This window comes from Polaribacter tangerinus (assembly GCF_038024095.1).
Lineage (GTDB): Bacteria > Bacteroidota > Bacteroidia > Flavobacteriales > Flavobacteriaceae > Polaribacter > Polaribacter tangerinus.
Window position 1 is genome coordinate 1,680,638 of record NZ_CP150668.1, and the last position, 15,107, is coordinate 1,695,744.

Consider the following 15,107-nt stretch of genomic DNA (forward strand, 5'->3'; position numbering starts at 1 on the left):
AAATGGCAACCCAACCTATACCAAAAAAGAACGAAGAAGAAGTAGATTTAGGCTCTTTATTTTTAATAATAGGTAAAGGAATTTCTAATTTCTTTACTTTTTTAGGATCTATTTTTAAAGGAATATTTCATGCAATAGTTACAGCACTAATTTTTATAAAAAGTAATCTTATAAAAATTGGCATTGCAACCGGAATAGGCTTAATAGTTGGTGTTCTTTTAGAGGTAAATGAAGGGAAGCGTTTTGGTTCAGATTTGTTAGTTTCTCCTAATTTTAAAAGTGCTAGTCAGTTGTATAACAATATTCATTTTTACAACGATTTGGTAAGACAAAAAGATACAGCTACTATTCAGAAAGTTTTTAATATAGACAAACAAACAGCGGCATCTTTAAAGAAATTTTCCATAACACCCATTGTAGATAAAAATGATATTATTAATGCCTACAATGATTTTGTATTAGAGGTAGATACGACTACCGTAAAAAGCTATAGTTTCGAAGATTTCGAAGCTTCTTTTAAAGTTACTGATTATAATGTTCATAAAATACAGGTAATATCAGAAAAAAATGATGTTTTTAGTAAGCTTCAAGAACCTATTTTAAATGCTGTCATTCAAAATAAGTATTTTAATAAAGTTAAGGAGTTAACAAATGAAAACTTAGACAGAACAGATGCCTTGTTAAGAGCAAACTTAATGCAAATAGATTCTTTACGACTGGTTTATATGAAAGTACTATTAGAAGAGGCAAAAAAACAAACAAGCGGAACAAGTATCGATTTAGGAGGTACAAAAAGAACAACCAAAGAGTTAGAACTGTTCGAAACTTCTACAAAATTAAATACCAAGCTAGAAGACGCTGTTAGCGAAAAATCAAAAAAATATGAAGTAGTAAACATTATTTCTAGTTTTCAACCTATTGGATATGAAATAAAAGGGATTTCTCAAAATAAGGGAGTTATATATGCCTTTTTTGGTTTTATTGGTATGGTAACTTTACTTTTATTGATTCAGTTAAATACTTTTTTAAACAATTATAAAAAGTAGCCATGCAAACAATTCTTGTTACAGGTGGTGCAGGTTTTATAGGTGCTAATTTTATAACTTATTTTTTAGATAGCAATAAAGAATATAATATTGTAAATTTAGATGCATTAACTTATGCAGGAAGTTTAAATAATTTAAAAGAAGTTGAGAATTCTGAGAGGTATATTTTTGTAAAAGGAGATATTTGTGATAAAAATTTAGTAGAAAAACTTTTTGATGAGTATCGTTTTTCTGCGGTTATTCATTTTGCAGCAGAATCTCATGTAGACAATTCTATTACAAACCCAGAAGCATTTGTAAGCACCAATGTTTTAGGAACATTCACTTTATTAGACGTCGCTAGAAATTTTTGGTTGGAGTCTCCGAATACTTTCAAAAACGGTTTTGAGAAAGCAAGATTTCATCATATATCTACAGATGAAGTTTATGGTACATTAGATGATACAGGTTTATTTACAGAAAAAACACCTTATGCTCCCAATAGCCCCTATAGTGCATCGAAAGCATCTTCAGATTTTTTGGTGAGAAGTTATTTTCATACCTATGGCATGAATGTAGTAACTACCAATTGCTCAAATAATTATGGTCCGAAACAACACGACGAAAAGTTGATTCCAACAATTATTAGAAATGCTATTTTAGGTAATGAAATTCCTATTTATGGAGATGGAAAAAACATAAGAGATTGGTTGTATGTTTTAGATCATTGTAAAGGTATCGAGTTGGTTTTTAAAACTGGTAAGTCTGGAGAAACTTATAATATTGGAGGAAATAATGAACGTAATAATTTATATATAGCAAACAGAATTTGTTCCATTCTAGATAAAATTCATCCAAAGTTAACATCATATAAAGAACAAATTACTTTTGTAGAAGACCGAGCAGGTCACGATTTTAGATACGCAATAGATGCATCAAAAATAACAAAAGAATTGGCTTGGAAAGCATCAGAAAATTTTGAGTCTGGCATTGAAAAAACAGTTCAATGGTATTTAAAAAAATATCAATAAAATGAAAGGAATAGTATTAGCAGGAGGTTCAGGAACAAGGTTACATCCATTAACATTGGCAGTTAGCAAACAGTTAATGCCAGTGTATGATAAACCGATGATTTATTATCCGATATCTACATTGATTTCTGCCGGCATAAAAGATATTTTAATCATTTCAACGCCACAAGATGTCCCTTTATTCAAAAAATTATTAGGTGATGGATCTAAAATTGGTTGTAATTTTAGATATGCAGAGCAAGAACATCCTAACGGATTGGCAGAAGCCTTTATAATAGGAGAGGAATTTATAGAAAATGATTCTGTTGCATTAATTTTAGGGGATAATATTTTTTATGGAACAGGATTGTCTGAATTATTAAAAAATAGTACAAACCCCGATGGAGGTATCGTGTATGCATATCATGTAAACGATCCGAAAAGATATGGTGTTATTGAGTTTGATGAGAATGAGAACGCAATTTCAATTGAAGAAAAACCAGCAATTCCAAAATCTAATTATGCAGTTCCAGGAATTTATTTTTATGATAATAAAGTGGTAGATATTGCCAAAAGTATTGTACCAAGTAAAAGAGGAGAATTGGAAATTACAGCCGTAAATAATGCCTATTTAAAACAAGGAAAACTTGCTGTAAAAATTTTAGATAACGGAACCGCTTGGTTAGATACAGGTACTTTTAATTCTTTAATGCAAGCTAGCCAATTTGTGCAAGTTATAGAGGAAAGGCAAGGTTTAAAAGTAGGGGCAATAGAAGAGGCTGCATACAAAGCTGGCTTTATTAACAAACAACAATTACTAGCCTTAACAAAACCTTATTTAAAAAGTGGCTATTCTAGTAATTTATTTAAGCTCTAATGAAAGTAACAGAAACTTTTTTAAAAGGTTGTTTTATTCTTGAACCTACTGTTTTTGGTGATAAAAGAGGTAGTTTTATAGAAGCTTTTAACAAGAAAACATTTCAAGAAAAAACAAGTTTAGAGGTAAATTTTGTACAAGACAATCAGTCTATTTCTCAAAAAGGTGTTTTAAGAGGTTTGCATATGCAAAAAGGAAAATATGCTCAAGCAAAATTAGTAAGAGTAATTCGTGGTAGCGTTTTAGATGTTGTGGTAGATGTTAGGCAAGATTCGCCAACTTTTGGTAAGCATTTTTCTATTGAATTATCAGGCGAGAATAACAAACAACTTTTTATTCCAAGAGGATTTTTACACGGTTTTGTAACTTTAGAAAACAATACTATTTTTTCTTATAAATGTGATAATTACTACAATAAAAATGAAGAAACTGGAGTTATATACAACGATAAAACTTTAAATATAGATTGGCGTTTAAAAGAAGAGGAAATTATTTTATCTGAAAAAGATAAAGAGTTAAAATTAGTTAAGGATTTTACCAGTAGTATTTTTAAAACTAATAAAACAGTATTAACATATGGTACCTTTGATTTGTTGCATTATGGCCATATTGAAATTCTAAAAAGAGCAAGTAAATTAGGTGATAAACTAGTAGTTGGTTTGTCAACAGATGAATTTAATATTATAAAAGGTAAAGAGTGTAAAATACCTTATTCAAAAAGAAAAGAATTTTTGGAATCATTAGAATTTGTTGATTTAGTAATACCAGAAGTCAGTTGGGAACAAAAAATTGAAGATGTAAAAAATACAAAAGCTGATATTTTTTTAATGGGAGATGATTGGGCTGGTAAATTTGATTTTTTACAAGAATACTGTGAAGTAATATATTTACCAAGAACAGTAGATATTTCTACAACAAAGCTTAAAAAATCATTTAATAACAAATAAATAAAAAAATGATTCATTTATTTATTATCATTATTCGATTTTTTTTTAAACCAAACAAAAAATTTATTATTTACCATAGTTTTCCTAATTTTTCAGATAATTGCTTTGCTTTTTTTTGTTATGTTATTAATAATCATAAGCAATATAAAAATATATGGTTTATAACAGGTAGTAATAGAGAAAAATACAATCAATTAATTACAAACTATACAACTTCTTCAAATTATGTAATTGTTAAAAAAAAATCGATACTTGGAGTTTATTACTTTTGTAAATCAAAATATATTTTTTTTACTCATGGTCTTTTTAATGAGATAAGCCTATCTACAAAACAAATAAATGTTAATTTATGGCATGGAATGCCACTAAAAAACATTGGGTATTTGGATCAAAATAATAGAGTTCCTAAATCTAATTTTGTAATTGCTACATCTAAGTTGTTTCAAAAAATAATGTCACAAGCTTTTTTAATAAAAAATGATAATGTATTGATTACAGGACAACCAAGAAATGATTTTATTTTAGAAAAAAATTTTAGTCTTTATAATTTAACAGGAGAAGAAAAAATCAATTTTAATAAAACCGTACTTTGGATGCCAACCTATAGAAAATCTAAGATTGGAGATTTAAGGAAAGATGGAGCAGAAGACCAAATGAATGATTTTTTTGAAGAAATTTTTTTAATCAAACTAAATGAATTTTTTAAATCTATAAATTCCAAATGCTTTATAAAAATCCATCCAATGGATTATTTAGGCATTACTGATTTTAAAACATTTTCTAACTTAACATTTTTAAATAATGATAGTTTTGAACAAAAAGGGATTTCTTTATATTCAGTTTTACAAAATACGGATTTATTATTGACAGATTTCTCATCAATTTATATAGACTACCTTTTACTAAATAAACCAATTGGTTTTATTATTTCAGATTTTGAACAATATTCAAATTCTAGGGGCTTTGTTTTTGATAATCCCAAAAAATATATGCCAGGAGAAATTATCTCCTCCAAAAAAGAGTTAATATTTTTTTTACAAAAAACATTATTAGAACAAGAAGATGATTTTTCAGAAATTAGAAAAAATATTAGAGATATTTTTCATTCATTTGAGAATAATTTTTCTGAAAAAGTTTTTAATACTATTTTTAAATAATGAATATTTTTAAATCTTTGAATACTAACAATCAAATTATATTAAAAAATTTCTCGTATTTAACATTAATGAAATTTTTTAATATAGGTGTTAAAATAGTTTTAGCCGCGTATTTAATTAGAATTCTTGGAAGTGAAAAATATGGATTAATTACATGGTTAGATTCTGTTATTCAATACTTTATAATGATTGTCAACTTTGGATTTAATATTTATGCAGCTAAATATATTGTAGAGAACAAAGATAAATCAATAAAAATTAACGAAATAGTTTCCTCAATTTTTATTATAAAGGGGGTATTATTTATAATGTCTTTATTAAGTATTTTTCTTTTAGTAAATTTTGAATCATTTTCAGCATATAAAACTTTTTTATTGTTATTAATGTTTGCAGGTATAGGAGAAGTGTTATTTCCGGTTTGGTATTTTCAAGGAATTGAAAATCTAAAACCAGCAGTATTTATTGTTTTTTTATCAAGAATATTTCTTCTTGTTGGAACTATAGTTTTTGTGAATTCAAAGTATAGCTTATTGTCTTATATAATTTTATTTGTTATATCTTCAATATTAATTGGGGTTTCAGGAGTGTTTTATCTTTTTAAATATCATAAAATAAAAATAGTATTACTACCAGCTAATAAATTAATCCGCTATTTTAAGGAATCATTACCTTTTTTTATTGGTAGGTTTTTATCTTTAGTTTTTAACTTCGGTACAATTTTTTTTATTGGTAAATTTTGCGAATTAGAACAAGTAGCTGGTTTTGATTCTAGTTTAAAAATAGTAATGTTAGGTGTTATTCCTTTTGAAATGTTACAACAAGCTGTTTTTCCAACAATATCTAGAACTAAAAATAAAAATATACTAAATAAGATAGTATATGCATCACTAATAATAGGCAGCTTTATTGGTTTAATAACATATATATTGTCTGATAGTTTAATGCTTTTATATGGAGGTAATGAAATGCTTGAGTATTCATCAGTTTTAAAGTTTCTGTCTATTCTATCACCATTTGTAGCATTAACATTTGTATTAGGTACTTGTTCATTAGTGGCGTTTGGTTACTATAAAGAATATAATTTTTCTTTAATTTTTACATCAGTAATTTATATAGTTATTTTACTACTATTATTTATGCTTGATAAGTTAAATTTTTGGAGTTTAATATACCTAAGAGTTTTTGGCGATGTATTAATGGTTCTAATTAGGTTTTATTTTTCAGTAAAAAGAAAAACTATAATACTATTTAAACATAATTAAATGGATTTATACCAATTAATAAAAAAAAGTAAAGTATTTTCTTTTATAATTTTATTTATAATTCTAAAAATAGTTTTGGATATTATTTCTTCCTTTTCTGATAGTGGAGGTTTTACTCTAACCCCTTATTTTAGGATAGTTTTATTACTATTTACTGCATGTTTTTTTATTTTAGATATTATTAACATTAGGTTTCCTCTTAGCTTTAAGAAAAATATATCTTATCAAAAATTATTTGTTTTTGGATGGTTATCTTTTGCTAGTGTATCAGTGATTATAGGTTTAGTCAATAAAAATCCTATTTTATATGTTGCTACAGATTTTATATATATAGCTTTTGGAGCAACTTTATTTTTTATAATAGACAGTAACAAAGCTAAGTTTATTTTAAATTATAGTAGATTTTATTTGTTTTCAATGCTTTTATTATCTCTAGGATATATATGTCTTTTTTTTAATATTAAAGCACCAGCTATATTACTAATATTAATGGCTATAGTTAGCTTTATTAAAATACTAAATGGTAAAACCATAAGTGCTATTTTTATACTAATACCTTATTTTCTATTAGTAGTTTCTACCAATAGAACTCAGATTATTATTTTTTTTTTATTGTTTTTTATTTTCTTGTTAAAGAAAATTAGAACCGTTTATACAAGTAGAGCTGTTATCTTTTTTGGTTTAATTTTTATGATTTTAATCTATCTGTTAAAAGAACAAATTTTGGAAATGGCATTACTCGTTATTAATCCTAAGGGTAATATTGGTTACAGAATAAATCAAATTGCTATTATATTTAATAAGGGTATAGATTATTCTAATCCCTTTTTCATTTCAATAGTACAGAGAATAACTGAAGCCAAAATAGTTGTAAAATATTGGACTAGTGATATTTTTACCTTTATATTTGGATTAGGTTCTGGTGGTACAATTGATGGTAGTATGTTTTATAGTGATAGTTCAGTATTAAATTCATCTTTATTAGGTGCAAAAAGAGTCCATAATATACATTTATTACCATTTTCATTAATATTTAGATATGGACTCATAGGATTGATATTCTTTTTTATTTTACTTAGAATAGTATATCAATCTTTTATAAAAGTATTAAATGAAGATAATAATATTGGAAAAATATTTTGGAACTTATTTTTAATATCTTGGCTAATATTTTCTATGCCTGCATCCTCTTATTTATGGAGTATGCCTGTCTTTTGGATTAGTCTAGCCTTTACGAATAAATAATTTAAAACGCTGCATAATTGAAGTTTTTACATAAGAAAGTTATTAGCAATACTAAACAGTACTTAAAAAATAAAAATCTTTCGGCAACTAATTTTGTGTTTGTTTTTTTTTCTTTTTTTCCTTTGTTACCTTTTAAAATTAAAGGACTACCTGTTTTTGTATTTGCTTGCTTTGCTTTTTTTGTTTTCAAAAAGAAAGAGAAAAAATTTGATTTTATTTATTTAATAAATTCATTGTTATTTATACTATATATTGGTAGTCTATTTTATTCTGAAAATATTCAATTAGGTTTATCATTATTAGAAACAACACTATCATTAATAATAATTCCCCTAATTTTTACCCTTTATTCTGGCTATAAAAAAACAGCTAAAACTATTCTAAGAGAAGAGTTTACATTTAAATATATATATATTATTTCTTCTTTTATTTTGTCAATTTTAATTTTTATTATTTCATTTCAGTATGGAAATTACATTTCAACAAAAATAGAATTAAGTAAATTTCTTTCAAGATTAAACACTGGTTTCTTTTGGATAAATGAGCACCCTATATATTTATCAATATATCTTTCGCTTTCATTATTAATTATTGTTAGTATTTTTAAAAATTCTAAAATAAAAGTTTTACTTCTTGTAATAGGTTTATTTCAATTTTTTATTCTATTACTTCTAAGTAGAAAAGGAGTAATTATATCATTTTTAATTTCTTCAATACTATTGTTTTTGATAACTCAAAAAAGAAAGAAAACAGGATTATTATTCATTATGTTTTTCTTTCTCATATCTAGTTTCTTCGTTTTTAAGTTTACACCAGATACAATTAAAAGGTTTAAAGAAGTTTTTGATATTAAGAGTTATAATAAAGTTGAAAAAAATTCTTCAACTAGTGTTCGATATGGTGTATATAATTGTGCATTAGAAAAAATTAGTGAATCATTGATGATTGGATATGGTATAGGTGATGTACAAAACGAGCTTCAAGATTGTTATAAGAGTAAATCTAAAGTTTTAGTAAGTGAAAATCTGAACAGTCATAATCAATATTTTGGAATCTTACTTTCAGTTGGCGTCTTAGGTTTAATAATTTTTATTATTCCACTAGTAATTAATTTAAAATTGTTTTTCATTCGTAAAGATTATTTAGCATTTAGTATACTTTTAATGTTTGTTATGTTTATGTTTTTTGAAAACATATTAGATAGACAAAGTGGTGTAATTTTATTTTCATTTTTATTTAATTTTTATACATTTAAAAATTATAGCTTAAAAAATAATGAATAAAGTATTAATCATAGGGCCATTTCCGAATCCTATTTCTGGAGTATCTTTAGCCAATAAAGTTGTCAAAGAGATACTAGAGCATTCAGGTGAATTTAATACAAGTATTGTAAATACCTCCTATCCTTTTTTTGAAGATTCTGTAGGTAGTTTCTCTGTTAGAAAGCTATTATTTTTCTTACGTTTAAACCTAGAGATTTTTAAAATTTTTAAAAGCAGTATTGTTTACATTACACCAGGTCAAACTTTTTTTGGAATTACCAAATACAGCCTTTTTATATTACTTTCATCCATTTTAAAAAAAGAATTAATAATTCATGTGCATGGTAATTTTTTAGGAACACAATACAAACAACTTACCGGACTTAAAAAAAAGATATTTTATTTTTTAGTCTCTAAATTTACAAAAGGAATAGTTTTATCAAATTCTCTTAAGCACAATTTATCTCCATTTTTAGAGAGTTCCAAAATTTTTGTTGTTTCAAATTTTGCTCAAGATTTTTTATTTGAGAGCAAGAAAGATTTAGATACTACAAAACTTAAAATAATTTTTTTAAGCAATTTAATGGAAGAAAAAGGAATTCTATTTTTATTAGATGCTTTGAAAGATTTAGAGGACAAAAACATACTTTTCGAAGCCAAAATTGCTGGTAACATAGATAAAAGTTTAGAAGAAATTATCTTTAGAAAAATAAAAAATTTGAGAAGTTCCTCCTATGTAGGTGTTGTTCATGATAAGGATAAGAGAAATTTGTTAGAATGGAGTAATATTTTTGTATTACCTACGTTTTACAAAATGGAAGGTCAACCAATTTCTATAATAGAAGCACTAGCAACACAAAATGTTATAATATCTACCAGTCATGCTGGTATAATTGATATTATCGAAGACGGTTTAAATGGTTACATTGTTGTTCCTAAAAGCACTAATAGTATTCTTGAAAAGTTATTGTATTTAGATCAAAATAAACATATAATAAAAGATATTTCTTTACATAATAAACATTATTTTGCTAATAATTATACAGTAGCTATTTTTAAAAAGAAAATTTTACACGTTTTAAATGCAAATACAAGAGTTAAATAAATTTAAATTACCTAAAAATTTTAGAGGTAGAAATGTATTTATAGTTCAGTTATGGTGGATTGTACAAGGAATATTTTTTAGAATGTCGCCACAATTTATGTATGGTTTCAGACGGTTTTTACTTCGTTTATTTGGAGCAAAAATCGGTAAAAAAGTCATAATTAGACCTACTGTAAGAATAACCTATCCCTGGAAAATAGTTATAGGAGATTACACTTGGATTGGAGATGATGTTGTTTTATACTCTTTGGGAGATTTAGAAATTGGTAATAATGTAGTTATTTCTCAAAAATCATATCTATGCACAGGTTCTCATAATTATCTACAATCAGATTTCCCTATTTTTGCAAAAAAAATAAATATTAAAGATGAATGTTGGTTGGCAACAGATGTATTTGTTGCTCCTGGTATTACCATCGAAAAAGGAACCGTAGTTGGTTCTAGAAGTAGTGTTTACAATAATTTGCCTGGCAATAAAATTTGCATTGGAAACCCTGCAAAAGAAATAAGAGATAGAATTAGTGAACAATAAAAAAAACATTTTAATAATTTCCCCGTTTTTTTATCCAGAACCCATATCTACTGGAAAATTTAACACAGATTTTGCTATTGCACTTAAAAATGAAGGTCATCATGTAAACGTACTATGTTATCATCCCTTTTATCCCAATTGGGTTATAAAAAAAAATAGCAAAAAACTTAAAGGTATTAAAATTATTAGAGGGGGAAAATTTTTATGGTTTTCTAAAAACACATTCGTAAGAAGGTTTATTTTAGAGCTTAGTTTTATGTTTTTTATTGTAAAGAACATAAAAAAATATAAAAATAACACAGATGTTATTATACCTGTTTTTCCACCTAGCTTTGCCTTTTTTGCAATTGTACCCTTTTTATCAAAAAAAATAAAAAAGGTAGGAATGGTTCATGATTTACAAGAAATTTATTCAGAGGATAAAAAAGGATTTTTGTATAAGATAATTCAATATTTTATACATAAAATTGAAAAGAGATGTTACAATAGTTGCCATAAACTAATTTTTCTTTCAAATGAAATGTGTAGTGAAGCAAAAAGACTCTATGGTTTAAAAAATACTATAATAGAAGTTCAATACCCTTTTATAACTCTTAAAAATAGTATTACAAACGATTTAGACGCAATATTTAACAAAAAGAATATCAATATTGTTTATTCGGGGGCTTTGGGTGAAAAACAAAACCCAGAAAAATTATATAATTTTTTTTTAGAAGCCTCATCAAAAATAGAAAACACTATTTTTCATTTCTTTTCTGAAGGAGAGGTGTTTAATTCATTAAAAAATTCTAACTCTAACTCAAAAATACAATTTCATAAATTGGTGGATATTAAAAATTTAGAAGAATTGTACCAAAAAAGTGATATACAAATTATACCGCAAAAGGAAAATACCTCAAAAGGTTCTTTGCCATCTAAACTACCCAATTTATTGAGTTCTCAATGTAAAATACTGTTAATTACTGATCAAGGTAGTGAGCTTGAACATTTTTTTAAAAATAATAAACTAGAAAAAGCAGTTACCACTTGGGAAACAAGTGTGTTAATTAATTCTTTGAAACATTTAATAGATTTAGACGTTAATTTTGGACATCAAAAAAGCATTGCTGAAAACTTTTTTACCTTAGATAAAATGATTTCAAAAGTTTTGCGTTAATAAAATGTATTTGATTTATACTTACTGTAAACAGCTTTGAAAAAAAGATATTCTTACTTAATTAAACCACTGCAAATATTAATAGATGTACTAACCATATGTTGTATTATTTATATTGTTAACGATTCTCAATTTTTTAACGAACATTTTATAGCTTTCATAATTATTTTTTGGCTTATATCTTCTTTATTAACAGGGTTTTATAAAGTGTATCGTTTTACAAAAAAACTTCGAATTTTATCACTTTTAGTAAAGCAGTTACTAATTTTTACGCTTGGTTTTTTCGCATATTTCGGCCTTTTTAAAGAAGGAGAAGTTGTTAATAATCAATTTCTAATTTTATTACTAATAACCATAAGTATTACAACCATAAAATATTTAGCTTTTTTTGTATTGAATAAATATCGAGCTCTTGGTAATAATTACAGAAATGTTGTAGTGGTTGGTTTAGATGGTTCTACTAAAAATATTATTAAACTTTTTACAAGCAAAGCGAACTTAGGATATAATTTTTTAGGATATTTTTCAGATACAAATACTCATTCGGGTAAAGATTTTTTAGGAACTACCAATTCTGTTTTTAAATTTATAAACGAAAATGATATTGACGAGGTTTATTGTTCTTTAACATTACTAAAAGAGGAACAAATAAAAACTATTAATAAGTTTTGTTTAGAAAAAAAAATAGGTTTAAAATTAATACCTAATTCTGTTGAATTATACAGTAAAAACCAGCGTACAGAATTTTATGATGATGATTTAATAGTTTTAAATGTACAAAAGTTACCTTTTGATTTTGCAGGAAATTTCTACCTAAAAAGAACTTTTGATGTGTTTTTTTCGTTATTTATTTGTTTCACATTACTTTCTTGGTTGTGGCCAATCCTATGGGTAATTGTAAAATTTGAGTCGAAAGGCCCACTATTATTTAAGCAAAAAAGAGAAGGTATAAACGGAAATAAATTTACATGTTATAAGTTTAGGTCTATGAAAATTAATAATTTTTCAGATAAAGTTCATACCACTAAAAATGATAATCGTGTAACAAAAATTGGTTCTTTTCTAAGAAAAACAAGTATAGATGAATTACCACAGTTTATAAATGTTTTGTTGGGAAATATGAGTGTGGTAGGACCTAGACCACATTTAGAAAGTCTTTCTATCGAATATCAAAAACAAGTAGATGATTATTTAAAGAGGCATATTGTAAAACCAGGAATAACGGGTTTGGCTCAAGTAAGTGGATATAGAGGAGAGATTAAAAAAAAATCCGATATTAAAAATAGAGTACGTTTAGATATTTTTTACATAGAAAATTGGTCCTTTTTCTTAGATATTAAAATCATCCTTAAAACTGTTATCAATATTTTAAAAGGGGAAGAAAAAGCCTATTAAATGCAAAAAAAAGTAACACTATCTGCTACCATAGTTCTGTACAAAGAGCCGTACTCAATTTTAAAAGAAACAATAACTTCTTTTTTAAATTTGCCGTTTTCAAAACAACTATATTTAGTAGATAATAGCCCTACAGATCAATTAAAAGAGTGTTTTAAACAACCAGATATTCGGTATTTTCATATGAATAAGAATGTTGGTTTTGGCAAAGGGCATAATTTTATGATTGATAAATTAGATGCCAATTATCATTTAATATTAAATCCAGATATTTCTTTTTCTACCGATATTATTTCTCCTTTAATTAATGCTTTAGAAGAAGATGTAGACCTTGCATTTATTACTCCCAAAGTATTATATCCCAATAAATCAGAACAAACTGTTTGTAGAAATCATCCCTCTTTTTGGAAATTAATTTTAAGAAAGTTTTCTAAAACCAAAAGCTCCAATCAGTATATTTCTGTAAATAATAAGTTATACCCTGAGTTTGTTCATGGCTGTTTCATGCTATTTAGAACAGAACATTTTATAAGGCTTAATGGTTTTGATGAACGATATTTCTTGTACATGGAAGATGCAGATATTTGTAGGAAAATAGATCGAGTTGGGTTAAAAAAAATGTATTATCCAGAGGTCGAAATTATTCATCATCATAAAAAAAGCTCCTCAAAAAATGTGAAACTTTTTTTCATTCACACATCTTCTGCAATAAAATATTTTTTGAAGTGGGGTTTTTAATATATCAAACATAAATTCTCCTTAATTGACAGAAGCAATCCAAACAAATTAAAATATATTTGCAGTACACAACAAAAAATCAATATCAACAAAAATGAATATTCTTATTTTAGGTTCTGGAGGTAGAGAACACGCTTTTGCATTAAAATTAGCCGAAAGTAAAAAAGTAAATCAACTTTTTGTAGCGCCAGGAAATGCTGGCACAGATAAAGTTGCTACAAATGTTGCAATTAGTCCTACAGATTTTGAAGCTGTAAAACAAACGGTTTTAGAAAACAACATTCAAATGGTGGTTGTAGGGCCTGAAGCACCTTTGGTAAAGGGTGTTCACGATTTTTTTCTTGCAGATAGCGATTTAAAAAATATTCCTGTAATCGGACCTAAAAAAGACGGAGCACTTTTAGAAGGAAGCAAAGAGTATTCGAAAAAATTTATGCAAAAACATGGCGTTCCAACTGCTAAATATAAATCTTTTACCGAAGATAATTTAGAGGAAGGTTATACTTTTCTGGCTACTTTAAAAGCTCCTTATGTATTAAAAGCAGATGGTTTAGCAGCAGGGAAAGGTGTATTAATTTTAAATTCTTTGGAAGAAGCTAAAAAAGAATTAAAAGAAATGGTTTCTAATAAAAAATTCGGCGAGGCCTCTACCACAGTAGTTATAGAAGAGTTCCTAAAAGGAATAGAATTGTCTGTTTTTGTATTAACAGATGGTAAAAACTATAAAATTTTACCTTCTGCAAAAGATTATAAAAGAATAGGAGAAGGCGATACAGGATTAAATACAGGTGGAATGGGAGCGATATCTCCAGTGCCTTTTGCAGACGAGGCATTTTTAGATAAAGTAGAAAAATTGGTTGTAAAACCAACCATAGCAGGACTTCAAAAAGAGGGTATAGATTATAGAGGTTTTATTTTTATAGGCTTAATGAACGATAATGGAAACCCTTCTGTAGTTGAGTATAATGTGCGAATGGGAGATCCAGAAACAGAGGTTGTATTGCCTAGAATAAAGTCCGATTTATTAGAATTGTTTGAAGGTGTAGCTCATAAAAATTTAGATACGAAGTCTTTTTCTGTTACCAGTAAAATAGCCACTACTGTCATGCTAGTTTCTGGTGGTTATCCCGAAAGTTATGAGAAAAATAAAGAAATTACAGGTTTAGAAAAGGTAGATGAATCTATTGTTTTTCATGCAGGTACTATTTTAAAAGATGCTAAAGTTGTTACTGCTGGTGGTAGAGTAATGGCAGTTACTTCGTTTGGAGATTCTATAGATGAAGCTTTACAGAAGTCTTACAATAGCATAGATAAAATTCATTTCGATAAAATCAATTATAGAAAAGATATTGGTTTCGATGTTAATTAATATCAATTATTAGCCAATTTTACAACT

General features: G+C 26.3%; 14 protein-coding genes. All 14 read left to right on the forward strand.

Annotation, left to right across the window (positions count from 1 at the left end; translation table 11 throughout):
- Positions 1-2 precede the first annotated feature (2 nt).
- The 14 genes from WHD54_RS07420 (at position 3) to purD (ending at position 15,080) form a co-directional block, all read left to right on the forward strand.
- Entirely contained in the window at positions 3-1,046 is a 1,044-nt protein-coding gene (locus WHD54_RS07420) for a hypothetical protein (RefSeq protein WP_088324546.1), read from the forward strand.
- A 2-nt stretch (positions 1,047-1,048) separates the two neighbouring features.
- Positions 1,049-2,056: a dTDP-glucose 4,6-dehydratase gene (gene rfbB, locus WHD54_RS07425; protein WP_088324545.1), complete on the forward strand. Its 1,008-nt coding sequence runs from the start codon at positions 1,049-1,051 to the stop codon at positions 2,054-2,056.
- A 1-nt stretch (position 2,057) separates the two neighbouring features.
- Positions 2,058-2,912, forward strand: coding sequence for a glucose-1-phosphate thymidylyltransferase RfbA (rfbA, locus tag WHD54_RS07430; RefSeq protein ID WP_088324544.1), 855 nt, complete (start codon positions 2,058-2,060; stop codon positions 2,910-2,912).
- Positions 2,912-3,859, forward strand: coding sequence for a dTDP-4-dehydrorhamnose 3,5-epimerase (gene rfbC, locus WHD54_RS07435; protein ID WP_088324543.1), 948 nt, complete (start codon positions 2,912-2,914; stop codon positions 3,857-3,859). Before rfbA ends, rfbC begins: the two co-directional genes overlap by 1 nt.
- A gap of 8 nt (positions 3,860-3,867) precedes the next feature.
- Positions 3,868-5,016, forward strand: coding sequence for a CDP-glycerol glycerophosphotransferase family protein (locus WHD54_RS07440; RefSeq protein WP_088324542.1), 1,149 nt, complete (start codon positions 3,868-3,870; stop codon positions 5,014-5,016).
- Positions 5,016-6,278: an oligosaccharide flippase family protein gene (locus tag WHD54_RS07445; RefSeq protein ID WP_088324541.1), complete on the forward strand. Its 1,263-nt coding sequence runs from the start codon at positions 5,016-5,018 to the stop codon at positions 6,276-6,278. The genes WHD54_RS07440 and WHD54_RS07445 overlap by 1 nt, the downstream gene beginning before the upstream one ends.
- Positions 6,279-6,353: 75 nt before the next feature.
- The gene (locus WHD54_RS07450) at positions 6,354-7,523 is read left to right on the forward strand and encodes an oligosaccharide repeat unit polymerase (protein WP_143744271.1); all 1,170 of its coding nucleotides are present in this window, start codon (positions 6,354-6,356) and stop codon (positions 7,521-7,523) included.
- Positions 7,524-7,618: 95 nt separating this feature from the next.
- The gene (locus tag WHD54_RS07455) at positions 7,619-8,806 is read left to right on the forward strand and encodes an O-antigen ligase family protein (protein WP_158211826.1); all 1,188 of its coding nucleotides are present in this window, start codon (positions 7,619-7,621) and stop codon (positions 8,804-8,806) included.
- The gene (locus WHD54_RS07460) at positions 8,799-9,890 is read left to right on the forward strand and encodes a glycosyltransferase family 4 protein (RefSeq protein ID WP_088324538.1); all 1,092 of its coding nucleotides are present in this window, start codon (positions 8,799-8,801) and stop codon (positions 9,888-9,890) included. Before WHD54_RS07455 ends, WHD54_RS07460 begins: the two co-directional genes overlap by 8 nt.
- On the forward strand, positions 9,868-10,422 hold the full coding sequence (locus tag WHD54_RS07465; RefSeq protein ID WP_088324537.1) for a putative colanic acid biosynthesis acetyltransferase: 555 nt from the start codon (positions 9,868-9,870) through the stop codon (positions 10,420-10,422). The genes WHD54_RS07460 and WHD54_RS07465 overlap by 23 nt, the downstream gene beginning before the upstream one ends.
- Positions 10,412-11,578: a glycosyltransferase gene (locus WHD54_RS07470; protein WP_088324536.1), complete on the forward strand. Its 1,167-nt coding sequence runs from the start codon at positions 10,412-10,414 to the stop codon at positions 11,576-11,578. Before WHD54_RS07465 ends, WHD54_RS07470 begins: the two co-directional genes overlap by 11 nt.
- Before the next feature lie 36 nt (positions 11,579-11,614).
- Positions 11,615-12,973, forward strand: a complete 1,359-nt coding sequence (locus tag WHD54_RS07475; protein WP_088324535.1) for an undecaprenyl-phosphate glucose phosphotransferase — start codon at positions 11,615-11,617, stop codon at positions 12,971-12,973.
- Complete coding sequence (locus WHD54_RS07480) at positions 12,974-13,711, forward strand: glycosyltransferase family 2 protein (protein WP_088324534.1); 738 nt, start codon at positions 12,974-12,976, stop codon at positions 13,709-13,711.
- Between the two features lie 94 nt (positions 13,712-13,805).
- The gene (gene purD / locus WHD54_RS07485) at positions 13,806-15,080 is read left to right on the forward strand and encodes a phosphoribosylamine--glycine ligase (protein ID WP_088324533.1); all 1,275 of its coding nucleotides are present in this window, start codon (positions 13,806-13,808) and stop codon (positions 15,078-15,080) included.
- The last annotated feature ends 27 nt before the right edge of the window (positions 15,081-15,107 follow it).

What these genes read in the sequence shown, in the direction of transcription:
- WHD54_RS07420 (WP_088324546.1), top strand. Translation starts at nt 3, where the DNA reads ATGGCAACCCAACCTATACCAAAAAAGAACGAAGAAGAAGTAGATTTA.
- rfbB (WP_088324545.1), top strand. Translation starts at nt 1,049, where the DNA reads ATGCAAACAATTCTTGTTACAGGTGGTGCAGGTTTTATAGGTGCTAAT.
- rfbA (WP_088324544.1), top strand. Translation starts at nt 2,058, where the DNA reads ATGAAAGGAATAGTATTAGCAGGAGGTTCAGGAACAAGGTTACATCCA.
- rfbC (WP_088324543.1), top strand. Translation starts at nt 2,912, where the DNA reads ATGAAAGTAACAGAAACTTTTTTAAAAGGTTGTTTTATTCTTGAACCT.
- WHD54_RS07440 (WP_088324542.1), top strand. Translation starts at nt 3,868, where the DNA reads ATGATTCATTTATTTATTATCATTATTCGATTTTTTTTTAAACCAAAC.
- WHD54_RS07445 (WP_088324541.1), top strand. Translation starts at nt 5,016, where the DNA reads ATGAATATTTTTAAATCTTTGAATACTAACAATCAAATTATATTAAAA.
- WHD54_RS07460 (WP_088324538.1), top strand. Translation starts at nt 8,799, where the DNA reads ATGAATAAAGTATTAATCATAGGGCCATTTCCGAATCCTATTTCTGGA.
- WHD54_RS07465 (WP_088324537.1), top strand. Translation starts at nt 9,868, where the DNA reads ATGCAAATACAAGAGTTAAATAAATTTAAATTACCTAAAAATTTTAGA.
- WHD54_RS07480 (WP_088324534.1), top strand. Translation starts at nt 12,974, where the DNA reads ATGCAAAAAAAAGTAACACTATCTGCTACCATAGTTCTGTACAAAGAG.
- purD (WP_088324533.1), top strand. Translation starts at nt 13,806, where the DNA reads ATGAATATTCTTATTTTAGGTTCTGGAGGTAGAGAACACGCTTTTGCA.